Raw genomic sequence first — 24,803 nt, 5'->3', positions numbered from 1 at the left:
CATGAGTAGATATTTTGACACTGTAAATTTTTTAGTGGAAAACTTGGTTGAAAGCAAAAGTTCTTTTCACCTGGAAAGTAACGAGAAGGGAAAGAGTATATTTATCAAAATAATAGTAGACGAGGCAAATATGGGGAAACTAATTGGTAAAAACGGAAGAATCATTACTTCTATAAGAACTCTTATCTCATCAATTGCCAAAAAAGAAAACAAAATAGTAAAAATAGAAATAAAAAAAGCTGGATAAACTATTTTACCGAAAGGATGTTATGGAATTAGTAAATATTGGAACAGTAACAGGTACTCATCATTTGAACGGAGCAGTAAAAGTAACTTCGATATTTCAGGATACAGATGTAATAATATCAGAAAAAGTGCTGCTTGAGAAAAATAATGAAAAAAAGCTCTGTACTGTTAAATCAATAAAAAGAATTAATAATAAGAAGCTTATAGTGGAATTTTCCGAAATAAACAATATAAATGATGCAAAAAATCTAAACGGATATCAGATAAAAATACGAAGAGATCTTCTGCCTGAAAAGACAGAGGATGATTTTTATTATAATGACCTGCTCGGGATGAAAGTTTTTGAGAAAGAGGAACATCTCGGTGATGTTCTGGATACTCTGGAAACTGCTGCCCATGATATTTTAGTGGTGGTAAACAGTGACAGCAGGGAAATACTTATACCAATGGTAGATAATTTTGTAAAAAAGATAGACTTTGAAACGGGAAAAATAGAAGTAGAATTAATAGAAGGAATGAAAGAATGAAATTTACTGTATTAACTTTATTTCCTGAAATATTTGAGCTGTATCTGAATCAGACAATTATTCAGAGAGCCGTGGATATGGGAATAGTGAATTATGAAATTGTGAATATAAGAGAATTCAGCGGGAATAAACACGGACAGGTTGACGATACACCTTTTGGCGGAGGTGCGGGTATGGTATTAAAGCCGGAACCTTACTGGAATTATTTCAAAATGAAAAGCCATGAAAACCCGAATAAACCTTTTGTTATTTTCGTTACTCCCCAGGGAGTACCTGCAAGCCAGAAAATAGTGGGAGAGATTGCCGAGATGGAAGATGTAGTCCTTATATCAGGACGATATGAGGGGCTGGATCAAAGAGTAATAGATAATTTTGTGGACTTGGAAGTTTCTATTGGAGACTTTGTATTAAGCAGCGGGGATCTTCCTGTGCTTTGTCTTATGGATTCGGTAATCCGTATAAAAGACGGGGTTATTAAAAAAGAATCTTTTGAAACGGATTCTTTTTATAATGGTCTGCTTGGTTTTCCGCAGTATACCAAACCAGCCGTAATAGAAGACGTGGAAGTACCTGAGGTATTAACATCAGGTCATCATAAAAAAATAGATGAATACAGATTATTGGAATCTTTGAAAAAAACATATAGAAACAGACCGGATCTTCTGGAGAAAAAATTAAGTGAAGATGAGAATTTTCGGACAATATGGGAAAAATATAAAAAGGAGATAGAATTATGATATATTCATTAGGAGAGAAAATGCCAAAAGTGGATAAAGATACTTTTGTGGCAGATTCAGCTTCAGTAATAGGTGATGTGGAACTCGCAGACGGTGTAAATATATGGTTTGGAGCTGTTTTGAGAGGGGATCTGGAAAAAATAAGCATAGGCTCGGGAAGCAATGTCCAGGATAATTCTACGATACACACAGATTTTGGAATACCATGCAGAGTGGGGAAAAATGTCACTGTAGGTCATAATGTTATTCTTCACAGCTGTGATATTGATGATAATGTAATAGTAGGAATGGGAAGTACAGTATTAAACGGTGCAAAAGTCGGTAAGAACTGCCTTATAGGAGCGAATTCCCTTGTTACACATAAACTGCCGTATGAAGACGGAGTGCTTATTATGGGACAGCCTGCTAAAATAATCAGAAAACTTACAGAAGATGAAATAAAGCATATCTTTGATAATGCAGATCATTATGTGAAAAACGGGAGACATTTTAAAGAAAATCTGAAGGAGATAAAATGAGGGAAAAAGTATATGTAGGTTTGGTACATTATCCTGTATATAATAAAAATAACGATATTGTGGCAACATCAGTAACCAATTTTGATATACACGATATATCAAGAACATGCCGTACTTATGATATAGAAAATTATTTTATAGTAACGCCGCTTGATGCACAAAAGGAACTTACAGGAAGAATCATAGGTTTTTGGCAGGAAGGCGACGGTATAGCGTTTAATAAAAACAGAAATGAGGCTTTTGAGCGTACGAGACTTATGGATTCCATAGAAGACTGTATAAAAAAAATCAGGGAACAAGAAGGAAAAGAACCAAGAATAATAACAACTTCAGCAAAAACTTTCCCTAATTCAGTATCTTATGAAGAATTAAGCAATGAAATATATAATGATGAAAATCCTTACCTTCTCCTTTTCGGGACAGGATGGGGATTAACAGACGAGATAATGGGGATGTCGTATAAAATATTAAATCCTATAAGAGGAAAAACGGAGTATAATCATCTTTCAGTAAGAAGTGCTGTTTCTATTATTCTTGACAGACTGTTTGGTGATAATTAGTGAGCGATAATGAAAAGGAACTTATAACAGAGGAGCTTCTGGCATTAGAGAAAAAAGAAAATATAAAAATCCTGTTTGCTGTGGAATCAGGCAGCAGAGCTTGGGGATTTGAATCTAAAGACAGTGACTATGATGTACGTTTTGTTTATGTGAGACCGCTTGAATGGTATATGTCAATAAGCAGAAGAAAAGACACATTAGAAGTTATGATAAATGAGGACTTGGACTTCGCAGGATGGGATCTGAACAAAGCTCTTGAACTTCTGGCAAAAAGCAATCCGCCTTTGGGAGAATGGCTGAATTCCAGTATTGTCTATATGAACAGAGATAACAGCATATCAGAGTTTTCAGAGCTTTTTGATAAATATCTAAGAGAAAATGCCTTGGTTTATCACTATTTAAGCATGGCTTCCAAAGACATTGAAACTCTGAGAGAGAAAAAGGAAATAAAACTAAAAAAATATTTTTATATGTTAAGGTCTCTATTAGCATCTAAGTGGGTAATGGTATATCATGAAAAGCCTCCTATACTTCTGAGTAAGCTTCTTACACTAACGGAAAATAAGGAAGTTCTTAATGAAACAGGCAAGCTTTTGGAAATGAAAAAAGCTGGTAATGAGGGTACTAAAATAATAGGAAATGAAATAATTAATGAATTTATTTTTGATACAAAAAAGGAAGTGGAAGAAATGGTAAAGAATGTTTCTAATTCTAAAAATACCGATCTGAAATTTCTTGATAGATTTTTTCTTGATAAGGTTCTTTATTATGAAAAAATGTAGTTTGAGGCGGAGTTGTTGTATTAAAGCAATTCCGCTTTTTGTTTAACGGTCTGAAATAAATCAGGAAAAAGTATATATTTTACAAGATATAAGAAATTTCTGTTTTTTAAAATTTTAATATACAAAAATACTTTTGGCTGTACAAAAGTAAATATCTATAAAAAAAGTATCTTTTGAAGAAAAAAATAACAAAAAAATCTTTTCCTAATATTGACAATTCTGAACTTCAAGCTAAAATTAAGTATATGCTCAAAAAAATCAGACTTTTGATGGTGCAATTACAGGATTAATTATTATATTTATCTCAGAACAGCCTGTCTTTACAGTAAATTTTTTTATGCAGAAAAATGAAACGTTTTAAAATTTTAGTTTAATATGAATTTTTTTCAAAATAAATGATTATAGGAGGGCAGCATGAAAAAATTAATCAACAAAACAGAGAATATTGTCAGGGAAATGCTGGAGGGTATAGCTGATGCCTATCCGGATACTCTGGAAAAGGTACCGGATTTTAATATTATCAAAAGAAAAATTATAGATAATAAAGTTAACCTTGTCAGCGGAGGAGGAAGCGGACACGAGCCTGCACATGCGGGTTATGTGGGCTGTGGAATGCTGGATGCGGCAGTGGCAGGTGAAGTATTCACATCACCGACACCTGATCAGGTTCTTGAAGGAATAAAAGCAGTAAAGTCTGAAAAAGGTGTACTTCTTATAATAAAGAATTACAGCGGGGATATAATGAATTTTGAAATGGCAGCTGATATGGCTGACATGGAAGATATAAAAGTGGAAAAAGTAGTAGTAAATGATGATATAGCGATGGAAGACAGCACATATACAATAGGAAGAAGAGGTGTGGCTGGAACCGTACTGGTTCATAAGATCAGCGGCGGTGCGGCAGAAGACGGGCTTGATCTCGCAGAAGTAAAGAGAATAGCGGAAAAAACAATAAAAAATGTAAAAACACTCGGGATGTCTTTGGGTCCGTGCATAGTACCAGCCAGCGGCAAAGAAAGTTTTCACCTTGAAGAAGATGAGATAGAAATGGGGCTCGGAATTCACGGAGAACCCGGTATACACAAAGAAAAACTCAAAACAGCAGATGAGCATGTGGAATATATGATGGAAAAGCTTCTTGCAGAGCAGAAATTTTCTGAAAATGAAAAGACAGCAGTGCTGATAAACGGATTAGGAGCAACGCCATTAATGGAACTATATATAATAAACAGAAAAGTTTCTGAAATTTTGAAAAATAATAAAATAGAAATATCTGAAACTATAGTAGGAAACTATATGACTTCTCTTGAAATGCCCGGTTTTTCAATAACACTGCTAAAGCTTGATGAAGAACTGGAAAAGTATCTAAAATTCATAGCCAAAACACCGGCATATAAGAACTGAGGTGAAATACTTGAAAAATGACAGAGTAATTGATGTATTGGATGAAATAGCCAAGATAGTAGTAGCTCATGAAGAAGAACTCACAGATCTGGACAGGGCAATAGGAGACGGGGATCACGGACTGAATCTGAAAAGAGGATTTGATGCAGTAATAGCTAAAGTGGATTATTTTCGGGAAAATGAAGATAATATGGATTTATCAAAGCTTTTGAATGATACTGCAATGATACTTTTATCAACAGTAGGCGGAGCTTCAGGGCCCCTTTATGCTACGGCACTTATGAAAATGGCAAAAGCTTTTAAGGATAAAAATGAAGGAAGTGTAGATATAGATAATATAGAATATGCTGTAAAAGAAGCTGTGGAAGGCATAAAACAAAGAGGGAATTCAGCAGTAGGCGATAAAACAATGGTAGATACACTTGAACCATTTTATATTGCTTTTAAGAAAGCTGTTCAGGATGAGAAAAATCTCAAGGACAGTTTTGCAGAAGGATTGAAGGCAGCTGAAAAAGGGATGTTATCAACAAAGGATATTCAGGCAAAACGTGGGAGAGCAAGCTATCTCGGAGAGAGAAGCATAGGAACCATTGATCCCGGAGCATGTTCAAGCTATCTCATATTAAAAACAATTTATAATCAAATTTAGGAGGAAAAAAATGATAGGTTTAGTAGTAGTAAGTCACAATAGAAAATTAGCAGAGGAAATAATAAATTTTTCAAATGAAATGAAACAGTTTGACTTTCCGGTGGAAAACGGCGGAGGAACAAGCAGTGAAATATACGGAACAGAACCTCAGATAATAATAGATGCGGTAAAACGTGCCGATAAAGGGGAAGGTGTACTTATATTTGTAGACTTGGGAAGTTCAATAATGAATGCGGAAATGGCTATTGAAATGCTGGAAAATCCTGAAAAAGTACATATAGTAGATGCACCGCTGGTAGAAGGTGTAATATCAGCAGTTGCAGGGAATTTTCCCGGAATATCAACAGAAGAATTAAAACAGATATCTGAAGAAAGCAAAAACTTTATAAAAATAAAATAATCGGGAGGTTTCATCTTATGAAGAATGTAACTGAAAAGAATTATGTAATAGCTCTGGATCAGGGAACGACAAGTTCCAGAGCAGTTATTTTTGATAAAGATACTAATATAGTAGGAATAGCACAAAGGGAATTTCAGCAGATATATCCGCAGCCCGGTTGGGTAGAGCATGATCCCATGGAAATCTGGGCGACTCAGAGAGCGGTACTAACAGAAGTAAATGCCAAAACAGGAATCCCTCTGGAAGAAATAGCCGCTATAGGCATAACTAACCAGAGAGAAACAGTAATAGTATGGGATAAAGAAACCGGAGAGCCGGTATATAATGCAATAGTTTGGCAGTGCAGAAGAACGGCAGATATGTGTGAGGATTTGAAAAAAAGAGGACTTGAGGAATATGTTAAAGAGAATACAGGTCTGATTATAGATGCTTATTTTTCAGGTACAAAAATTAAGTGGATTCTTGATAACGTTCCCTGGGCGAGAGAAAGGGCAGACAGCGGCCAGCTGCTATGTGGAACTGTGGATACCTGGCTAGTATGGAAGCTCACAGGGGGAAAGGTGCATGTGACTGATTATACAAATGCATCAAGAACAATGCTGTTTAATATAAAAACACTGCAATGGGACGAAAAGCTTCTGAAAGAACTGGAGATACCAAGATCGATGCTTCCAGAAGTAAAAAATTCCAGTGAAATATATGGTGAAACATCGCTAGGAGGAGGCGGGAATACCACAACAGTAATACCTATTGCGGGAATTTCCGGAGATCAGCAGGCTGCTTTGTTCGGGCAGGCGTGCTTTGTAAAAGGAGATACTAAAAGTACATACGGTACAGGATGTTTTATGCTTATGAATATAGGCGACAAGTTTATAAGATCCAAAAACGGTCTTTTGACTACAATTGCCATAGGACTTGACGGTAAAGTGGAATATGCCTTTGAAGGAAGTATATTCGTAGCAGGTGCTGTGGTACAATGGCTGAGAGATGAGATGAGACTTATTGCTGATTCGGCAGATACTGAATACTTTGCCAAAAAAGTAGAGGATAACGGCGGAGTATATGTAGTTCCTGCTTTTGTGGGGCTGGGAGCACCTTATTGGGATATGTACGCAAGAGGAGGTATTCTTGGGCTTACAAGAGGATCAAATGCTAATCATATAATCAGAGCTGCTCTTGAGTCAATAGCATATCAGACAAAAGATCTGCTTGAAGCGATGCAGGATGATTCGGGACTTATTCTTACGAAACTTAAAGTAGACGGTGGAGCTGTAAAAAATGAGTTTCTTGTGCAGTTTCTTGCAGATATAATAGGAGAAACAGTATTGAAACCGGAAATAACAGAGACAACCGCACTGGGTGCCGCTTATCTGGCTGGTATGGCAGTAGGATTCTGGAAAGATAAAGATGATATAAAGAAACACTGGAAATTGAAAAAGGAATTTAAGTCTGAACTGGACAGGGAAAAACGTAATAAATATTACAAAGGATGGAAAAAAGCAGTAGAGAGAGTAAGAAACTGGGAAAGAGAAGATATCTGAAATACGGGAGAACTGCAATGATATATGATTTTGTTATTATAGGTGCCGGAATCACTGGAACAATTATAGCAAGAGAACTAAGCAGATATAAGGTCAAAATACTTCTGGCAGAAAAAGAAAATGATGTTTCCATGGGAGCAACCAAGGCAAACAGTGCCATAGTACACGGCGGTTATGATGATAAACACGGTACGCTGAAATCAAAGCTTTGTTATAAAGGGCGCCTGTCTTTTGAGAAATATAATTCAGAGTTGAATTTCGGATACAGAAAAACAGGTTCTCTTGTGGTTGGTTTTAATGAAGAGGACAGGGAAACACTTTATAATATATATGAAAACGGGTTGAAAAATGGTGTAGATGATATAAGAATTCTAGAACAGAAAGAAATACTGGAAATGGAGCCTGCATTAAATCCTGAAATAAAATATGCCTTATATTGTGAGGGAGCCGGAGTCTGTTCGCCTTATGAATTTGCCATAGCGCTTGCAGAGAATGCAGTGGAAAACGGTACAGTTCTAAAATTGAATTCAAAGGTTACAGATATAAAAAAATGCGGAGATTATAATTATAATGTAACATATGAAGAAAATATTAACGGCAGAGCAGAGAATAATACTGTCAGTACAAGATATGTAATTAATGCAGCCGGGATATACAGTGATGTTATTTCTGAAACGGTGAATAAAAAAAATTTTACGATAAATCCCAGAAAAGGGGAGTATATTTTGTTTGCCAGAGATACAGGAAATATATTAAATAATGTTATTTTTCAAACACCTTCAAAACTAGGGAAAGGTGTGCTGGTAACAAGCACCTATCATGGGAATCTCTTAATTGGACCTGATGCGCAGAATGATTCAGGGCGTGAAGATACAGGAACAGAAAAAGAAAATCTTGAACAGATTTTGAAAAGGGCGGAACATGTAACAAAAGAGTTTGATTTGAAAACTTTTATCAGAACATTTTCAGGCTTGAGGGCAGCGGCGGACACAGGAGATTTCATAATAGAGGAAACTGAATCCAAAGGCTTTATAAACGCAGCAGGAATACAGTCTCCGGGCTTGACATCTTCTCCGGCTGCAGCGGAAGTGATAATAGAGATAATAAAAAACAGCGGTTTTGAATTAATGGAAAAAGATAATTTCAATCCATACAGAAAGCCTTTGATAAAGAAAAAAACAAAGGAAGATATGCTCTCCGTGCAAGAAGTGAACAGACTTTTAGAGAGTGAAATTCCAGAAGAAAAGATAATATGCCGATGTGAACAGGTAACTGAAAAAACAATACTGGATTCACTTAGAAGAGGAATAAGAGTAACAAGTACTGACGGGGTAAAAAGACGTACAAGAGCAGGAATGGGATGGTGTCAGGGGAGTTTTTGCAGAGAAAGGGTACGGGAAATAATTGAGAAAGAATACGGAATTTCTGTAAACAGCAATGAAGATGTACAAAACAGCGGTATAAACAGAGTTGGGAAAACAGAGTTGGGAAAACAGAGTTTCTGGAATATATAAAGGCTGGAAAAAGCTGATGTTTTGATAAAATTAATAAAAATAACTGTCTGACTCATCATGAGATAATAAAGTTCGGACAGTTTTTTATTTGAAGTTTGTTTTTCTTCTATAAAATTCCGGGGATAAAATTAACATATAAAAAAGCAGAAAACATTTCAGTGAATATTTTCTGCTTTTTATTATAGATTTTCAGAATCAGTCAACATTATAATATTCTTTTTTTACAAATATCAAGCCTATAATATAAAAAATTAAAATTATAATATTAAAAAGAAAATGAAATGTAATACTTGATAATTGAAGAAATACCCTGATACTGTCAGGAAAAACAAATGCAAATACCAGCGGAAATAAAAATAAAACTGAAAAAATAATATGGGCGGAACTGGTAAGAATCATTATTTTCAACCCCTGCGGGGGAGTGTCCTCATAAGGCAGCTTGGATTTTACCGAAAGGGCAAAAATAAGAACAACCACAGAGGGAATAAAAGAAAACATAAATATTAGTATACAGGAAATGACTCCTGCTGCATATAACAGAGAATACGTAAATTTCAGATTATTATTGTCACGCATTAAACTCTCTCCTTATAAAAAAATATTGGTTTATTTGTTACTGTGAATTTTATTGTTAATATTAGTTTTTGAAATATTATACAGAAATAAAACAGACAGGCTGTAAATACCTGTTTTATTATTTGTAATTACTGTTTCATATGATTTTTTCAAAATATTCTCTCCGTTTCTGTTTTTCATATTTTAAAACTAAAAGGGATGTATCAAAAAAATTGATACAATCCCCCAATGTAAGTTCACCACAGAGAAGTGCTTAAATCTTCAGGAGATTACTGCGGTTTTTTCTTGTAATTGTATTTCTTACAGATTTCACCATCTTCATCATGAATAATGAGTTCCGACTTTTCGTATATTGAGATCTCTTTAGCGTAACTTACAGCTTCTTCCTGTGTATTGAAGCCTTTTGTAGCCTGCAGATTTCCGTCACCCTTAACCTGCCATTCTTCGTCTTCAAGAATAACAAACTGGTTTATACCCATGAATACATCTCCTTTCATAAAGACTTAGCAGAAAATGAAATTACCTGCTAATACAAGTATAGCACAAGAGCCAAAAAATAGGAAGGCGGTAAAATTCTGAAATGTGTCCGGACATCTTAAAAGAAAGAATTTGTGTAAAATATAAAAAAAATATAAATAAACTAAGAACATAAAATACCTGAAATACAGAAGATATAATTAAAATATCTAATTGTTATAAATTAACTCCATAACATAAAAATCATCTGTTTTCAGGCGTGAAATAAAAAGTACAGATATAAAATTATATAAAAGTATTGCTATTATCAGTAAAATATTATATACTAATGTCAACACGGGTGCTTAATGCTGAGAAATACCGTTTAACCTGCTCTAGGTAATGCTAGCGAAGGGAGTTTAGATTCAGATATTTCTTAGTAGACCTTGTTGTGAAGGTCTTTTTTTTATAAATTTTTCAGGAGGTAAAAATGTTAGTTAATTTAAGTTTACAGGTAATTCCTACGGTAAAAGAGGAAGAAATCTATTATGTAGTAGACAGAGTTATAGACAGGATAGCGGAATCAGGTCTAAAATATGAAGTAGGGCCTATGGAGACGACAATAGAGGGAGAGCTTGATGATATACTTGTGATAGTAAAAGAAGCACAGGAAATATGTGTGAAATACGGGGCAAGCAGGGTGTGTTCGGTAGTGAAAATTGATTATAAACCTGAAGGAGTTACTATAGATGAAAAAATCGGAAAATACAGGAAGTAAATTTCAGGCAGTATTGTTTTTTCTTATACTGATTGTGGTAATACAAGTAATAACAGTAAAATTCAATATTCCAAAATATGTATTTCCTTCGCCGGCAGATGTTATCAGTGTTCTTTGGAATGATAAATCTATTTTAGGCGAGCATGCATTGATTACATTCGGAGAAGCACTGGCAGGGTTTGCAGCAGCAGTGATACTAGGGATAGTTCTGGGAGGATTTCTGGGGTATTTCAGGCTTCTAAGAAATATACTTTATCCTCTCATTCTTATATCGCAGATGGTACCGCTTATTGCAGTGGCTCCTGTTATTTTAATATGGTTCGGCTTTGGAATAATGCCTAAGATATTAATAGTCCTTACAGTGTGTATTTTTCCATGTATTTTATCTTTTCTTGACGGATTGGATAACATAGATAATGAATTGATAAGTCTTATGAAAACTATGAAAGCAAACGAAATACAAATATTTTTTAAGCTGAAACTCCCGGCGAGTCTGCAGAGTCTTCTTTCAGGACTAAAAATAAGTGCAGTATACAGTATAATGGGAGCGGTTATAGGTGAATGGCTCGGCGCGGAAAAAGGACTGGGGATTTATATGACAAGATCTATCAGTTCTTTTAGGACAGATGCATTGTTTGCTTCAATAATTGTGATAATAGTGCTGAGCCTTGCAGTATTTAAGGCTACGGAATATGCAGAAAAAAAGCTTATTCCATGGAAAAATAATAAAATTTAGATATAGGCGGTAAAAAATGAAAAAGATTTTATTGATGATATTTTTAATAATACTTGCAGTATCATGCGGAGATAGTGCAAAAAAAGCAAAGGGAGAAGAAAAAACAAAAATTACAGTGGTTCTGGACTGGACGCCGAATACTAATCATACAGGACTTTATGCGGCTAAAGATCTGGGATATTATGATGAAGAGGGACTGGATGTAACAATAATACAGCCCGGTAACGGGACTTCCGACCAGCTGGTGGCTTCAGGAAAAGCCCAGTTTGGAGTATCATATCAGGAAAATGTTACACTGGCAAGGCTTCAGGATATACCTGTTGTTTCAATAGCAGCAGTAATACAGCATAATACAAGCGGTTTTTATGCGAAAGAAGATAAAGGGATAAAATCACCGAAGGATTTTGAAAATAAGAGATACGGCGGATGGGGGTCACCTATAGAAAAGGCTACATTAAAGGCTTTAATGGATAAAGACGGCGGAGATGTGGAAAAAGTGAAGATAATAACATCAGGAGATACTGACTTTTTTGCTACAAGTGAAAACAGCATTGATTTTGCCTGGGGATTCGAAGGATGGACTGGAATAGAGGCTAAAGTAAGAAATATTCCTGTGAATTATATAAAATTAAGTGATTATAATAAAAATCTTGATTATTACACACCAGTAATTATTACCAATGAAAAGATGATTTCACAAAGTCCGGATATTGCGGCAAAATTCATGAAAGCCACTAAAAAAGGATACCAGTATTCATGGGAAAATCCTTCAGAAGCAGCAGAAATACTAATGAAAAATGCTCCTGAACTAAACAGGGAGCTGGTAACGGAAAGTCAGAAGTTTCTTGCTAAAGAATATAAAGCTGATGCGGCTTACTGGGGAGAACAAAAACCGGAAGTATGGGAAAATTATATGAACTGGCTTTATGACAATAAATTAATTGATAAAAAAACTGATATATCAAAAGCATTTACCAATGAATTTGTAAAAGAATAAAAATAATCAGTTTTAAAGGAGTAAAATGAAAATTTCGTTGAATAATATCGGACAGGTATATGACGGGAAAAAAGTCCTTTCTGAGATTTCGTTTGATGTAAATGCGGGGGAGTTTATTACATTAATAGGTCCCAGCGGCTGCGGCAAAAGCACGATTTTTAAAATAATAACCGGGCTTGAAAAGAATTATACGGGAACTGTATTAATAAACGGCATTGATCTGGAAAAGTATCAGGGAAAACTGGCTTATATGCCTCAGAATGATCTGCTTATGGACTGGAGGACACTATATAAAAATGCCGTTCTGCCTATGGAAATAGAAAAGATTAATAAAAAAACAGCAGATGAAAAAGTAAGAAAACTCCTTCCCGAGTTCAAACTTTTGGGAGAAGAAAATAAGTATCCATATGAATTAAGCGGGGGGATGAAAAAGAGAGCGGCACTTCTTCGGACTTTTTTGGTAGATACTGATATTATGCTTTTGGATGAGCCGTTTGGTGCTTTAGATGCAATAACACGAAGCGAGATGCAGGAATTTTTACTTGAAGTCTGCGAAAAGCATAAACATACTGTTTTATTTATAACACATGATATAGATGAAGCTGTGTATCTGTCTGACCGTATAATAGTTCTTGGTAAAAATCCTGCTGTAATAAAAGGCGAGCTGGAAATAAAGCTGCCTAAACCGAGAAATACAGAGGTTCTGCTAGAAAGGGAATTTTTGGAGTATAAAAAAAGGATAATGGAGTTATTGGTTTAGTTTTGCGGAGAAAAATAAATAAAACCGGAAAGCAGGGATTTATTTTGAATATAGACGTACATTGCCATTTTGAACAGCTGCCTGCCGAATTACGTGAAAAAGAGATAAAGGAAAATATTGTGGTAGGAGTGGCTGTAGGTTATAAAAGCGGAGAAATACTTTTGGAATATAAAAAATTATATCCGAATCTCAGGGTCTGTCTCGGGATTCATCCTGAATATCCAGAGAAATATGATAATTATGATAAGGTAGAGAAACAGATCAGGGAAAATTTTACGGAGATATCGGCAATAGGCGAAATCGGGCTTCCGTATTTTAATCTTTTAGAATTAAGCAATGAAAAGGAAAAAGAGGAGATAATGGAAAAAGCAAAAGTTATTTTTGTGAAATTTCTGAAACTGGCAGCAGAACTTGATCTTCCTGTTAATCTTCATTGTATAGAGGACGGCGGAGAGTATGCAGTCAGAAAGCTGGAAGAGTATAATGTAAAAAAAGCTTTGTTTCACTGGTTTGAGGGAGAACTGCATGTTCTTGAAAAGATAGAGCAAAACGGCTGGAATGTGTCAATATCTCCTGATGTTATTTATAATAAAGAATACAGGGATTTTGTAAAAAATATTCCGTTGGAGATAATTACGCTGGAAAGCGACGGTCCGTGGGAATACGGCGGGGAAACCGGAGTTCCTTCGATGGTGGAGAAAACAGCAGAATTTCTGGAAACTGTTTATGGTGTGAGCAAAGAGGAAATTATGAAGATTTCCAATCAAAATGCAGCAAATCTTTTTTCAATTATATAAAAAACGGGATCGTATCGAAAATGATACATCCCGTTTTCTTTATCTTTTATTTATTATTTGTACTTATTTCTAAATAGAGAAATAATAAGAATTACTGTAAAAACCGCCGCCACAATATAACCAATAATACCAATGATAGACATTATACTCTGGGTTTCACTCTGTTTTCCCGAATCGGCAAGTATTGAAGAACCTACAATAAGTGCAAATAAAAGCATTCCTATTACAATTTTATTAGTAATATAATCCAGCTGATCAAACATCTTTTCCAGCTTATTATGATTATGCTCCACTTTTACTTCAAGAGTTCCTTCTTTTAATTTATCAAGAACATCAGCCAGTTTCACAGGTATCTTGGGAGTAAGTTTTCCAAGGGCATAGAGACTTTTTATATAATCTTTTGCTTCTTTTACAGGATCAAATTTTTCAGCAATATATTTTTCCATATAAGGACCTAGAGCTGAAATAAGAGTAATTTCAGGGTCTAAAGCCTCTACTACTCCTACGATATTCAAAAGTCCCCTCATAAACATTGTTACTTCCTCAGGTATACTGAGATTATTTTCAGCACATATGACTGTGAGTTTAGCAATTACAATATGAAATTTCATGTCTTTTAGAGAAACACCATCAATATATGTATAATAAAAATCATTTATTTCGGAATTAAGCTTTTCCCTGTCAACAGGTCCTTTCTTTATACAAAGCTTTAATACAGCATTAGTCATTTCCTCAGTATTTTCTATGTATATAGAATAGAGCAGATCATTAAGTCTTTTTAGCGTACTGTCACTCATAACACCCATCATTCCAAAATCAAGAAATGTTATTTTTCCGTCACGGACAACAATATTGCCGGGATGAGGATCAGCATGGAAAAATCCGTCTTCAAAAGCCTGTTTCATGTAATTGTTAACAAGATTTTGAGCTATTTTTTTAATATCATAATTTTTTGCTTTTAATTCATCAATTTCGGTAATTTTTATTCCGTTGACAAAATCCATAACAAGAATATCTTCCCTTGCGTATTCGGGATATTCTCTCAAACATTCCATATAGTCAAGATTACTGTTATTTTTATAGAATAAATGTATATTCTTTGCTTCCACAGTGAAGTCCAGCTCATTTTCACAAGATTTTTTCAGCTCCTTTACAAGGGCTACAGGATCCATGATTTTACTTGTAGGTGCTATTTTGAAAAATGGAAGTGCTTTTTCAAAAAGTGCTATATCGTTTAGCATCATACTTTTAATCCCTGCGTGCTGTATCTTAACAGCTACTTTAGTACCATCTTTTAGTGTGGCAGCATGTACCTGAGCCATTGATGCTGAAGCAACAGGAGTTTCGTCAAAAGTTTTGAAAATATCATCTACCGGAACGCCGAAACTGTTTTCTATAATTGATTTAACCACGCAAAAGTCATCAGTTTTTACATTATCCTGAAGTTTTTTGAATTCTTCTGCAAGAGCTTCGGGGATAAGGTCAGAACGTGTAGAAAGCATCTGTCCCATTTTGATAAATGTAGGGCCGAGTTCTTCAAAGGCGTCTTTTATTCTCTCAGGATGCTTCGAAGTAATAAGACTTTCTATGGCTTTATGCTTCCCGAGTGTTGCTATAATCTGCTTCAGACGCTCTCTGTTATTTTTTTCGGAAACCTCCATAAAATCAGTTATATTACTGTCAGAAATGTTCTCGTCAGAAAAGTCTCCCTCTGTATTTTTGTCATCTTCAGGTGAAACACTGCTGTTTTCTGTATTTATAGTATCATTATCCGAATCCGGCAGGTCATTTTTGTTTAATTCTTTGCTGTTAGTATTTTCACTCATAAATCCTCCTTCTGAATATATTAATATATAATATTTGTTTAATTATATCACATAATGCGGTTGTTTAAAATATATAATAGAAGATACATTGAAAACAATAAAAATTTTAAATAAAAAATAAAAAATTCACACGTTTGACACATTGGATAGTTATACTAAAAGCATCAGATGAAATTTCCGGGAAATAATTATATACAGGGTTCGGAACCATTCTGCGAAAAAATTTATAAGTTGTTATTTTACTATAAATAAAGTATAATTTGTTTATATAGTTTTTTTATTATAGCAGTTTTACTTATTGGTGCGGAATAATAAACCGGTTTCATAAAAATACGGTTTATTCCGCAAAATAAATAAAACTGCTATATAAAGGAAGGTTGCTTAAATGAAAAAAAGTACAGAAGATATAGTAAATATACTAAATTATAAATATGAAATCTTTGAAGGTTCAATAAGAGAGATAATAGAAAACAGATATGCAGAATTGTACAAAGAAGGAAAGAAAAGTAATTTTTACCCTGTGATAGTAGTACCTTCTGATGTTTTGTATGATGCACTGACAGTGAATCTGGAACTGAGCAGTGTAAAAGAGCTTATTGAATATTCAAGGGATATAGATGCGGAAAAGTTTTTTAAGGCTAAAAGAAGTTATTATGATTATATGCAGGATTATCAGGTACCGCTCGGCGAGTTTTCGCTGGAAACGGCAAATGACTATCTGAATGAATACATAGATTCTGATACTTCACATCCCTTTGACGAAATTCTGATATTCAAAATACCTACGAGAAAACCATGGGAAATACCCGGGTATATACCTATGGGCGGTTATAACGAATGTCCCACTCCTGACAGCCAGATAGCAGTATCAGAATACTGGTACAGAAAATATAAGGCTGTTCCTACAGTAATAACAGCAAACAGTGTAGAATTCATGGTGGAAATACCGCCGCAGAACTTTCAGGAGGCAGAAAAACTGGCTTATGAACAATATCTGTTTTGTAATGAAATAGTGAGCAACGATGCGGGTTCTTTAAGAAAACTGGCTTCATTGCTGAAAGATTCCACAGTATGGAGTTTCTGGTGGGAATAATAACCGGCAGATATCACAAAAATACTGAATTTTTCCATTTTCTTTTTTATGTATAAAAATTTATTTTTAGATACAAAATAAATACGAAAAATGGTAAAATAGAACAGACAAGTTATTAAAAAAAGATAATTGATCATAGAAAGGAGACATAAATTTATACATATGGAATCATTAAGAGAATTATATAAAGCAGGTTACGGGCCGTCAAGCAGTCATACAATGGGGCCTCAGAGAGCAGCAGAAAAATTCCGGGAAAAAAATCCGGCAGCTGTTTCTTACGAAGTGGAGCTGTATGGCAGTCTTGCAGCCACAGGAAAAGGACATTTAACAGATTATATCATACTGAAAACACTTGGTGAAAACTGTAACATAATATTTAAACCGGAAATAATAAAAGAAAAACATACTAATGCAATGAAGTTCACAGCTTATGATAACAGCGGAAAAATAACCGGAGAATCTTTGTTTTATTCTGTAGGCGGCGGAAAGATAGTGGAAGAAGGTGAAGCTGCCGCAGATCAGGAAGAAGTTTATAAAGAAAAGAATTTTAAGGAAATTATGAAATGGTGCAGAGATAACGGAAAAGACCTTACAGAATATGTAGAACATAATGAAGGTACTGAAATATGGGATTATCTGAAAGATATACTGAAAGTAATGGACGAAGCTGTAGAAAAAGGCCTTAAAGCCGAAGGTTTTTTACCGGGGAAATTAAAGCTTGAGAGAAAAGCCAAGAGTTATTATGAAAAATTCAGAAAATCCGGATTTCAGGACAGACTTGAAGGAAGGGTTTATTCATATGCACTTGCTGTTTCTGAGGAAAATGCCGCAGCCGGAAAAGTAGTAACTGCTCCTACATGCGGAGCCTGCGGAATCATACCCGCACTTTTAAAGGCTTATAAAGTAACAAAGGATCTTACTGAAGAAGAGCTGGTAAAAGCACTGGCAGTGGCAGGGATTCTTGGAAATGTGATAAAAAAGAATGCTTCTATTTCCGGAGCAGAAGTAGGATGTCAGGGTGAAATCGGTGTAGCCTGTTCTATGGGAGCCGGAATGGTGGCATATATACTTAACGGTACTCTGGATCAGATAGAATATGCGGCGGAAATAGGACTGGAACATTGTCTAGGAATGACATGCGATCCTATAGAAGGATATGTTCAGGTTCCGTGTATAGAAAGAAATGCGATATATTCCGCTAAAGCGATAGACTGTGCATACTACAGTCTTATGTCTGACGGTGAGCATCTTGTTTCTTTTGACGAGATAACAGAAACTATGATGGAAACAGGAAAAGATCTGCGTTCGGAATATAAAGAGACTTCACTTGCAGGACTGGCTAAGGTGAAGTTGGATAAGTTATTGAAGAAATAAAAAAACTAAGGAGTAGTAGAAAAGTGAAAAATACAAAAATAAAACTTTTGTTTTTAATTTTAATTAGTGTGAACCTGTATTCAATAGACTTAGATAATGCTATAACACAGCTGGAAAATCAATCATATACTACAGAAAAGAACAAACTGAATATTGATTCTTATGAGATAAACAGAGCACTTATAGATAAAGGCGAATGGAACGGAGTCACTTTAAATGTAGATAATAAGTATTATGATACAGTGGGGAAAAGTCATTACGGGTTATCAACACAGGCTGAATACGGGATTTTTAATTACAGATTTGATTATGATACTCTTGACAGTAAGGTTATAGAAAACAGAATAGGAGTCTCTAAAGATTTGAAAGAACTTTATTACAGCCAGTACGACTCACAGCGTATCATTAACGATTTATCACTGGAAGCTCAGAAGGTTACAAATCAGCAGACACTGGATACACAGGTGGTTAATCTTATTGATTTGTATAAAAATTACAAGAATAAAGAAAAAGAAATAGAAGTAGAGGAAAAAACTCTTGAAGTAAAGAAAAGAGACTATAACATAATAAAAAGAAAATTTGAACTGGGAACAGCTTCTGAATTTGACCATATTTCCTCAAGGGCAGAATACGAAAAAGCCATACTTAATCTGGATAATATGAGGAGAGAGCTTTTGGTTTTTACGGAAAATTTTAAGGTATACAATGTTATTCTTGACGGAAAATTTGATGACATAAAAAAAAGAGACTTAGAAAAAGACGAGTTTTATAATATAGGAGTGACTGACTTAAAAAGTGTAAAGCTGAATGAAAAGGTAAATGTAGAAAAACTGAGAAGAGAAAAATATGAAACCAGTATGCCTGAATTAAACGCAGAAATGTCTTATTCATTTGAAAATGAAGAATTCATACTGGGATTAGGAGTAAAAAAGACACTCTTTAATTATAAGGGAGACTATGAGCAGATAAAGAACGATCTGAAGAAAAATCAGGTGGATTATCTGGATACAAAGGCAAATGTAGAGAACAGAATCAAAGAAAATATGATTCAGTATACGACTCTTCAGACCAATGAACTTATAAGCCAGAAGGATTTTGAAGTAAAACAGAAAGATTATGAGGTTTATAATAAAAAATACGAACTGGGGATGTCTACTTACAGTGATTATCTGGATCGTCTGAATGCACTTGATCTGGCTGCAAGGGAATATGAAAAAGCAAAGAATGAACTTGCAAGTTTTACTTATAAAATAAAATATATGAATTAGGAGTGAGGATAGTTTGAAAAAGAAAATAATAATAGCAGTTTTATTAATAGTAGTGTTACTTTTGGGATTTTTATTCTTCAAATCGTCTTCAAAAAAGGATAAAAATGAAGTTGCATATGAAGTAGTAACAGCAGAAAAAGGAAATTTACAGCTTTTTGTGGAAGAAACAGGACAGGTAAAGTCAAATAATGAAATATCAGTATATACATCAAAAAAATTAATGGTTGCCAAAAGATACTTTGAACTGGGCGATACAGTAAAAAAAGGCGATATAATACTTACATTTGATCCTACGGATAAAAATTCAGCACTTAGATCAATTCAGGAAAAAAAGATTTCTCTGGAACAAAAACAGAGAGACCGTGTGAATACAGGAGAATTACTGAAAGTAGGCGGTGCTCCAAGAGTGGATCTTCAGGATATAGACTATGATATAAGAACATTAAGACTGGAAATAGCTAACTTGGAAGAAGATTACCAAAAATATGACGATAGAATAATCAGTCCAGTAGATGGCGTAATCACTGAAATGATAGCTGATGATAACTACAGGGTTAATACAGACAGCCCTTTGTTTAAAATCACTAATATAAGAGACCTTTCCATAAAAGTAGACCTTACGGATTATGATGCCAAGAATGTAAAAGTAGGGCAAAAGGCACTTATAACAGCAGATGCTCTTACAGAAGGAGAGACAATTACCGGAAGAGTAGTAGATATAGCAAGTACAGCAACTAAAGATACTTCATATAACGAAAGCCGTGTAGAAATAGAAATAAGACTGGATAATCCGGGACTTTTGAAGCCGGGAAATGTGGTAGATGCAAAGGTTTTGTATCTTGATGAACAGAATGTAATAAAGCTTCCATATACATCTGTATTAAACGAAAATAATAAATATTTTGTATATATAGTGGATAAGGATAATAAAGTAATGAGAAAAGAAGTAACCGTAGGGGAAACAGACAATAATTTTTACCATATAAAAAGCGGTATAAATGTAGGAGACAGAGTAGTAAAAGAAGCTGATCTGAATCTTAAAGACGGTGAAAAAATAAAAATTGCCGACACTAAGGCAGGTGCCGGTAACGGTAAAAAAGGAAATAAAAAAGGAAACCAAAGAACACCAGGAGCCCCAAGAGGGCCTATGTAATGCGGCACAGGAAAGGATAGTATAAATGATAGTTGTTGAAGATCTGAGAAAAGTATATGAGAATGGTCCGCTTTCTCTGGAAGTTTTGAAAGGGATAAATCTAAAAGTGGAAGCTGAGGAATATGTTGCCCTGATGGGACCAAGCGGAAGCGGAAAATCTACTTTTATGAATATTCTGGGATGTCTGGATCAGCTTACAGGAGGTAAATATTACCTTGACGGAATAGATATTTCCACGATGACACAGGACGAACTTTCTACAATAAGAAATCAAAAGCTGGGATTTATATTTCAGTCATTTAATCTGCTGCCTAAATTATCATCACTGGAAAATGTAATACTGCCGGCAATGTATGCCAATATGCCGAAAAAAGAAAGATATGAAAGAGGCGTGGAAGCATTGACTGCAGTGGGACTCGGAGACAGAGTACATCATAAGCCGAATGAGCTGTCAGGCGGTCAGAGACAAAGGGTGGCAATTGCAAGGTCTATCATCAATTCTCCAAAAATACTGCTCGCAGATGAGCCTACAGGAAACCTTGATACACGTTCAGGAGAAGAAGTTCTCGGTATATTCAGGGATCTTAATGATAAAGGAACAACAATTGTAATGGTTACACACGAAGAGGATGTAGCAGAACACTGTAAGAGAATAATCAGGCTCAGGGACGGAATTATAGAACTGGATGAAGAGGTGAAAAACAGAAGATGAATTTTTTAGAATCATTAAAAATGGCCTTTGCCAATCTCCTAAGCTATAAAATGAGATCATTCCTGACCATGCTGGGAATAATAATCGGGATAAGTGCGGTAATATTAATGTCGGCAATAGGGGCCGGAGCACAGGAAAAAATAGTCGGGGATTTAAACAAACTTGGAATAGGAAACTTTGATGTATCAATAGACACTTCAATAGATAATATAAAAAACAGAAACAGACTGCAGCAGAAACAAGTGGATATGATAAAAAATATAAGCGGCGTGGAAGCTGTAGCACCGACAGGAACAGCAAGACAAAGAGTAGAAATGGCATCGGGATTTAGAAATTTTGCCATAATAACAGGTGTAATTCCGGCGTCTTTTAATATAGAAAATACACAGCTTCTGAAAGGGAGATACTTTAACGCAGAGGAGTACAGAAAAACAGGATATTTTGCCATAGTGGATGATGTGACCGTAGCAAGAATATTCGGAGATGAATCACCTCTGGGGAAAAAAATAACTGTAAGGATAAGAGATCTGGGAAATAAAGATTATGTGGTAGTGGGAGTTTCCAAGAACCCTGTGGCCAGTCTGTCCGGTATCTTCGGAGGAAACAGCCCGAGTTTTATACAGATACCTTATCAGAATTATCAATATATCAGTAAACTTGACGAGAAATATTATTCGGGAATAAAAGTAAAAGTATCAGACCCGAATGAGCTAAGCCAGATAATGGATGTTACAACAAATGTTTTAAATAAAGAAGCACAGATAGACGGACTTTATCAGGCTGTAAACTCTAATACAGGACTGGAACAGTTTAACAGTATACTTAGTATGCTTTCTATATTCGTGAGTTTCGTAGCCTCAGTTTCTCTTTTCGTAGGAGGAATAGGGGTAATGAATATCATGCTTGTAAGTGTTACGGAAAGAATAAGGGAAATAGGACTTAGAAAAGCAATAGGGGCAAAGAATAAAGATATACTGCTTCAGTTTTTGATAGAGTCGATAATTCTTACTGTTTCAGGGGGAGTAATCGGGATACTTCTGGGAAGTATTTCTGCATTATTAATATCTAATGCACTTGGACTGGTTCTTATTATAAAAGTAAGCATACTTTTGATTTCGATTATTGTTTCCACACTAATCGGAGTGGTTTTCGGAGTATACCCGGCATCAAAGGCGTCGAAATTAAATCCTATAGATGCATTGAGAGTGGATTAATTCCTTGACTACAAAAGAATTTTATGTTTAAATAAAATTATACAAAAACAAAGTCTGGATGTCATGAATAAGTATTTTAATTTATAAAACTCCGGACTGCCAGAGTATCAGAAAATATATGAGGTGATAAAGATGGTAAGATTTGGTATAGTAGGTACAAACTGGATAACTGAAAAACTGATAAATGCCGGCGGAATGCTTGAGAATTTTAAGCTGAATGCAGTTTATTCAAGAACTGAGGAAAAGGCGGCAGAATTCGCAGCAAAATACAAGGTAGAGAATATTTTTACAGATCTGAAAGAGATGGCTGAGAGTGGAACAATAGATGCTGTCTATATAGCTTCTCCGAATTCGCTTCATTACGAGCAGTCAAAACTTTTTCTTACACATAAAATAGCAGTATTATGTGAGAAACCTCTTGCTTCAAATGCTTTTGAAGTAAATGATCTGATAAAAACATCAAAAGAGTACGAAACTTTGGTGATGGAAGCCATGAAACTAACATTTGTTCCTAATTATGAAGCATTATATAAAAATCTTCATAAAATAGGAAAGGTAAGAAGATATATCGGTTCATACTGTCAGTATTCCTCAAGATATGATAAATATAAAAACGGGGAATATACAAATACGTTTGATCCGAAATTTTCTAACGGAGCATTAATGGATATAGGGGTTTATCCTCTCTATGCCATAGTAGCAATGTTCGGAAGACCGAATAACGTAATCGCAAGCGGGTTGAAGCTTACAAGCGGAGTTGACGGTGAAGGTACACTTATTCTGGAATATGATGATATGCAGGCAAATGTTATTTTTTCAAAGATAACTGATTCGTTTAATCCCAGTGAGATTCAGGGAGAAAACGGTTCTATAATGATAAATCATATTTCTGAAATGAGAGGAGCAAAAATCATTTACAGAAATGGTACTGAGGAAATACTTACGGAATATCAGGAAGAAAATACAATGGTATACGAACTGGAACATTTTATAGAAACATATGAGGCAGGAAAATCAGAATCACCTGTAAACAGCTATGAGCTTACTAAAATAATGGGTGAAATAATGGATACAGCAAGAAAACAGATGGGTGTAGTTTATCCCGCTGACAGTAAATATGACAATGAATAGTTTCTTTTGGCACCTCTTGGAAATATAAATTTTGAAAATTGATATTAAAAAGGAGGAAATATGATAGAAAAAATATGTCAAAGCTGTGCAATGTCACTGAATGAGGAAAAATATTTCGGAACAAATACTGACGGCAGCAAAAATGAAGATTACTGTGTCTTTTGTTTTAGCGAGGGTGAATTTACCTATGAAATTACCATGAATGAAATGGTGGAAAAGGGAATGGACTTTCTGAAAAGATTCGGCGGTCTGGACAGTAAAAATACCGATGGTATAAAAGAGATATTAAATGTAATGTATTCAGGACTAAAACGCTGGTCAAAATAATATAGACAAAACACTGTGAATAATGAATGTTTAACAGCAGAATTTCACAGTGTTTTTTATTAAAAGTTTTTAGTAAAGATTTTTAGTAATTTATTGGTTAAAAAGTAAAAAAAATTTTTAAAATATGGTTTTTTTAAATAAAAATACTATATTTTATATCAAAAAAAATAATAATGAAAAAATGTTGACAACATTGCTTGGTTACTGAATTATATTATAATAGAGTGAATTTAAAAAAAGATGAAAATTTTTATTGCGCAATAGTCTTTATAAATTTTATATATATTTGAGTAGATATTAAATTAATTAATAAAATTAAAATAATGAATTGACTACTCTATAGTAAAAATGTATAATGGATTAAGGAATCTATGTTTATGACTTAAAGAAAATAGGAAATTATGTTATCATCTCAGCGATATGGTAAAAAAATATAACAGAAAGGGTGATGATATGATCTGTAAGATTTGTCAGTGTTGCGGAATACCCATAATAGGTGGTAGACAGTATGGTACGAACCTAGATAAAACAAGAAACTTTGAATATTGTTCACTTTGTTATACAGATGGAAGGCTTCTTAGGAATGTCCTTTTATCTAAAAAAGCCAAAAACATAGGTATCTAATGTAAAAAATTCAAGAAATTGAAGGTAGAGCGGGTAGGAGCCGTTCTGGATAATCCAGGGCGGCTTGTTTTTTTACAGAGAAAATAAAAAATATCATATCAGG

27 protein-coding genes and 1 riboswitch are annotated in these 24,803 nt (G+C 34.6%); of the genes, 25 read left to right on the top strand and 2 right to left on the bottom strand.

Annotated features, from left to right (window positions below):
• The first annotated feature begins 1 nt into the window (after position 1).
• From NK213_RS00305 to NK213_RS00255, 11 genes are all read left to right on the top strand, one after another.
• A complete protein-coding gene (locus tag NK213_RS00305) occupies positions 2-247 on the top strand; it encodes a KH domain-containing protein (RefSeq protein WP_253345930.1) in 246 nt (81 codons plus the stop codon).
• A gap of 22 nt (positions 248-269) precedes the next feature.
• Entirely contained in the window at positions 270-773 is a 504-nt protein-coding gene (gene rimM, locus NK213_RS00300; protein WP_253345929.1) for a ribosome maturation factor RimM, read from the top strand.
• A complete protein-coding gene (trmD, locus tag NK213_RS00295) occupies positions 770-1,510 on the top strand; it encodes a tRNA (guanosine(37)-N1)-methyltransferase TrmD (protein ID WP_253345928.1) in 741 nt (246 codons plus the stop codon). The genes rimM and trmD overlap by 4 nt, the downstream gene beginning before the upstream one ends.
• Positions 1,507-2,028 carry a gamma carbonic anhydrase family protein gene (locus NK213_RS00290; protein WP_253345927.1) on the top strand — a complete coding sequence of 174 codons (522 nt, stop codon included), beginning with the start codon at positions 1,507-1,509 and terminating at the stop codon, positions 2,026-2,028. The genes trmD and NK213_RS00290 overlap by 4 nt, the downstream gene beginning before the upstream one ends.
• A complete protein-coding gene (locus tag NK213_RS00285; RefSeq protein WP_253345926.1) occupies positions 2,025-2,588 on the top strand; it encodes an RNA methyltransferase in 564 nt (187 codons plus the stop codon). Before NK213_RS00290 ends, NK213_RS00285 begins: the two co-directional genes overlap by 4 nt.
• Positions 2,588-3,370, top strand: coding sequence for a DNA polymerase beta superfamily protein (locus NK213_RS00280; protein WP_253345924.1), 783 nt, complete (start codon positions 2,588-2,590; stop codon positions 3,368-3,370). Before NK213_RS00285 ends, NK213_RS00280 begins: the two co-directional genes overlap by 1 nt.
• Positions 3,371-3,784: 414 nt before the next feature.
• Positions 3,785-4,774, top strand: coding sequence for a dihydroxyacetone kinase subunit DhaK (gene dhaK, locus NK213_RS00275; RefSeq protein WP_253345922.1), 990 nt, complete (start codon positions 3,785-3,787; stop codon positions 4,772-4,774).
• 10 nt (positions 4,775-4,784) lie between these two features.
• Positions 4,785-5,423, top strand: coding sequence for a dihydroxyacetone kinase subunit DhaL (gene dhaL, locus NK213_RS00270; RefSeq protein ID WP_253345920.1), 639 nt, complete (start codon positions 4,785-4,787; stop codon positions 5,421-5,423).
• 10 nt (positions 5,424-5,433) lie between these two features.
• Entirely contained in the window at positions 5,434-5,823 is a 390-nt protein-coding gene (gene dhaM, locus NK213_RS00265; protein WP_253345919.1) for a dihydroxyacetone kinase phosphoryl donor subunit DhaM, read from the top strand.
• Positions 5,824-5,840: 17 nt separating this feature from the next.
• A complete protein-coding gene (gene glpK, locus NK213_RS00260; RefSeq protein WP_253345918.1) occupies positions 5,841-7,364 on the top strand; it encodes a glycerol kinase GlpK in 1,524 nt (507 codons plus the stop codon).
• A gap of 17 nt (positions 7,365-7,381) precedes the next feature.
• Entirely contained in the window at positions 7,382-8,878 is a 1,497-nt protein-coding gene (locus NK213_RS00255) for an NAD(P)/FAD-dependent oxidoreductase (protein WP_253345917.1), read from the top strand.
• A gap of 845 nt (positions 8,879-9,723) precedes the next feature.
• Here NK213_RS00255 and NK213_RS00250 read toward each other — a convergent pair.
• A complete protein-coding gene (locus NK213_RS00250; RefSeq protein ID WP_253345916.1) occupies positions 9,724-9,933 on the bottom strand; it encodes a DUF2188 domain-containing protein in 210 nt (69 codons plus the stop codon).
• A gap of 324 nt (positions 9,934-10,257) precedes the next feature.
• Positions 10,258-10,344: riboswitch (TPP riboswitch) on the top strand.
• Between the two features lie 56 nt (positions 10,345-10,400).
• On the opposite strand from NK213_RS00250, the gene NK213_RS00245 reads away from it, so the two are divergent.
• From NK213_RS00245 to NK213_RS00225, 5 genes are read left to right on the top strand one after another with little or no spacing between them, the layout of a single operon-like run.
• Positions 10,401-10,688 (top strand): thiamine-binding protein, encoded by a 288-nt coding sequence (locus NK213_RS00245; protein ID WP_253345915.1) that lies wholly within the window; start codon positions 10,401-10,403, stop codon positions 10,686-10,688.
• Complete coding sequence (locus tag NK213_RS00240; RefSeq protein ID WP_253345913.1) at positions 10,660-11,424, top strand: ABC transporter permease; 765 nt, start codon at positions 10,660-10,662, stop codon at positions 11,422-11,424. The genes NK213_RS00245 and NK213_RS00240 overlap by 29 nt, the downstream gene beginning before the upstream one ends.
• Before the next feature lie 16 nt (positions 11,425-11,440).
• Entirely contained in the window at positions 11,441-12,421 is a 981-nt protein-coding gene (locus NK213_RS00235) for an ABC transporter substrate-binding protein (protein ID WP_253345911.1), read from the top strand.
• Between the two features lie 25 nt (positions 12,422-12,446).
• Positions 12,447-13,181: an ABC transporter ATP-binding protein gene (locus tag NK213_RS00230; protein ID WP_253345909.1), complete on the top strand. Its 735-nt coding sequence runs from the start codon at positions 12,447-12,449 to the stop codon at positions 13,179-13,181.
• 44 nt (positions 13,182-13,225) lie between these two features.
• Complete coding sequence (locus NK213_RS00225; protein ID WP_253345907.1) at positions 13,226-13,978, top strand: TatD family hydrolase; 753 nt, start codon at positions 13,226-13,228, stop codon at positions 13,976-13,978.
• Between the two features lie 53 nt (positions 13,979-14,031).
• Here the strand turns inward: NK213_RS00225 and NK213_RS00220 are convergent, their stop codons facing one another.
• Entirely contained in the window at positions 14,032-15,804 is a 1,773-nt protein-coding gene (locus NK213_RS00220) for an AarF/ABC1/UbiB kinase family protein (protein WP_253345904.1), read from the bottom strand.
• A gap of 385 nt (positions 15,805-16,189) precedes the next feature.
• Between NK213_RS00220 and NK213_RS00215 the strand changes: the two genes are divergently transcribed.
• The 9 genes from NK213_RS00215 to NK213_RS20605 all read left to right on the top strand — a co-directional run bounded on the left by NK213_RS00215 (position 16,190) and on the right by NK213_RS20605 (position 24,700).
• Positions 16,190-16,897 (top strand): DUF4253 domain-containing protein, encoded by a 708-nt coding sequence (locus NK213_RS00215; protein WP_253345903.1) that lies wholly within the window; start codon positions 16,190-16,192, stop codon positions 16,895-16,897.
• Between the two features lie 162 nt (positions 16,898-17,059).
• Positions 17,060-18,271: an L-serine ammonia-lyase gene (locus tag NK213_RS00210; RefSeq protein WP_253345902.1), complete on the top strand. Its 1,212-nt coding sequence runs from the start codon at positions 17,060-17,062 to the stop codon at positions 18,269-18,271.
• Positions 18,272-18,294: 23 nt separating this feature from the next.
• Positions 18,295-19,539 carry a TolC family protein gene (locus NK213_RS00205; RefSeq protein WP_253345901.1) on the top strand — a complete coding sequence of 415 codons (1,245 nt, stop codon included), beginning with the start codon at positions 18,295-18,297 and terminating at the stop codon, positions 19,537-19,539.
• Between the two features lie 13 nt (positions 19,540-19,552).
• On the top strand, positions 19,553-20,692 hold the full coding sequence (locus tag NK213_RS00200) for an efflux RND transporter periplasmic adaptor subunit (protein ID WP_253345900.1): 1,140 nt from the start codon (positions 19,553-19,555) through the stop codon (positions 20,690-20,692).
• 25 nt (positions 20,693-20,717) lie between these two features.
• A complete protein-coding gene (locus NK213_RS00195) occupies positions 20,718-21,404 on the top strand; it encodes an ABC transporter ATP-binding protein (protein ID WP_253345899.1) in 687 nt (228 codons plus the stop codon).
• Positions 21,401-22,618 carry an ABC transporter permease gene (locus tag NK213_RS00190; RefSeq protein WP_253345898.1) on the top strand — a complete coding sequence of 406 codons (1,218 nt, stop codon included), beginning with the start codon at positions 21,401-21,403 and terminating at the stop codon, positions 22,616-22,618. Before NK213_RS00195 ends, NK213_RS00190 begins: the two co-directional genes overlap by 4 nt.
• A 132-nt stretch (positions 22,619-22,750) precedes the next feature.
• On the top strand, positions 22,751-23,749 hold the full coding sequence (locus NK213_RS00185; protein ID WP_253345897.1) for a Gfo/Idh/MocA family protein: 999 nt from the start codon (positions 22,751-22,753) through the stop codon (positions 23,747-23,749).
• Positions 23,750-23,809: 60 nt separating this feature from the next.
• Positions 23,810-24,076, top strand: a complete 267-nt coding sequence (locus tag NK213_RS00180; RefSeq protein WP_253345895.1) for a zinc ribbon domain-containing protein — start codon at positions 23,810-23,812, stop codon at positions 24,074-24,076.
• 420 nt (positions 24,077-24,496) lie between these two features.
• The gene (locus NK213_RS20605; protein WP_371926331.1) at positions 24,497-24,700 is read left to right on the top strand and encodes a zinc ribbon domain-containing protein; all 204 of its coding nucleotides are present in this window, start codon (positions 24,497-24,499) and stop codon (positions 24,698-24,700) included.
• Positions 24,701-24,803 lie beyond the last annotated feature (103 nt).

The sequence above is a fragment of the Sebaldella sp. S0638 genome (genome assembly GCF_024158605.1).
In the GTDB taxonomy this organism is placed as follows: domain Bacteria; phylum Fusobacteriota; class Fusobacteriia; order Fusobacteriales; family Leptotrichiaceae; genus Sebaldella.
Note: the sequence above shows the minus strand (reverse complement) of the source record. Positions and strands in the feature narration are given on the sequence as shown.

Coding starts and splice junctions, on each gene's coding strand:
- NK213_RS20605 (WP_371926331.1), top strand. CDS start 24,497: ATGGTAAAAAAATATAACAGAAAGGGTGATGATATGATCTGTAAGATT.
- NK213_RS00245 (WP_253345915.1), top strand. CDS start 10,401: ATGTTAGTTAATTTAAGTTTACAGGTAATTCCTACGGTAAAAGAGGAA.
- NK213_RS00235 (WP_253345911.1), top strand. CDS start 11,441: ATGAAAAAGATTTTATTGATGATATTTTTAATAATACTTGCAGTATCA.
- dhaM (WP_253345919.1), top strand. CDS start 5,434: ATGATAGGTTTAGTAGTAGTAAGTCACAATAGAAAATTAGCAGAGGAA.
- NK213_RS00210 (WP_253345902.1), top strand. CDS start 17,060: ATGGAATCATTAAGAGAATTATATAAAGCAGGTTACGGGCCGTCAAGC.
- NK213_RS00215 (WP_253345903.1), top strand. CDS start 16,190: ATGAAAAAAAGTACAGAAGATATAGTAAATATACTAAATTATAAATAT.
- NK213_RS00285 (WP_253345926.1), top strand. CDS start 2,025: ATGAGGGAAAAAGTATATGTAGGTTTGGTACATTATCCTGTATATAAT.
- NK213_RS00195 (WP_253345899.1), top strand. CDS start 20,718: ATGATAGTTGTTGAAGATCTGAGAAAAGTATATGAGAATGGTCCGCTT.
- NK213_RS00255 (WP_253345917.1), top strand. CDS start 7,382: ATGATATATGATTTTGTTATTATAGGTGCCGGAATCACTGGAACAATT.
- rimM (WP_253345929.1), top strand. CDS start 270: ATGGAATTAGTAAATATTGGAACAGTAACAGGTACTCATCATTTGAAC.
- dhaK (WP_253345922.1), top strand. CDS start 3,785: ATGAAAAAATTAATCAACAAAACAGAGAATATTGTCAGGGAAATGCTG.
- NK213_RS00190 (WP_253345898.1), top strand. CDS start 21,401: ATGAATTTTTTAGAATCATTAAAAATGGCCTTTGCCAATCTCCTAAGC.
- NK213_RS00230 (WP_253345909.1), top strand. CDS start 12,447: ATGAAAATTTCGTTGAATAATATCGGACAGGTATATGACGGGAAAAAA.
- glpK (WP_253345918.1), top strand. CDS start 5,841: ATGAAGAATGTAACTGAAAAGAATTATGTAATAGCTCTGGATCAGGGA.
- NK213_RS00290 (WP_253345927.1), top strand. CDS start 1,507: ATGATATATTCATTAGGAGAGAAAATGCCAAAAGTGGATAAAGATACT.
- NK213_RS00250 (WP_253345916.1), bottom strand. CDS start 9,933: ATGGGTATAAACCAGTTTGTTATTCTTGAAGACGAAGAATGGCAGGTT.
- NK213_RS00180 (WP_253345895.1), top strand. CDS start 23,810: ATGATAGAAAAAATATGTCAAAGCTGTGCAATGTCACTGAATGAGGAA.
- NK213_RS00185 (WP_253345897.1), top strand. CDS start 22,751: ATGGTAAGATTTGGTATAGTAGGTACAAACTGGATAACTGAAAAACTG.
- NK213_RS00220 (WP_253345904.1), bottom strand. CDS start 15,804: ATGAGTGAAAATACTAACAGCAAAGAATTAAACAAAAATGACCTGCCG.
- trmD (WP_253345928.1), top strand. CDS start 770: ATGAAATTTACTGTATTAACTTTATTTCCTGAAATATTTGAGCTGTAT.
- NK213_RS00305 (WP_253345930.1), top strand. CDS start 2: ATGAGTAGATATTTTGACACTGTAAATTTTTTAGTGGAAAACTTGGTT.
- NK213_RS00240 (WP_253345913.1), top strand. CDS start 10,660: ATGAAAAAATCGGAAAATACAGGAAGTAAATTTCAGGCAGTATTGTTT.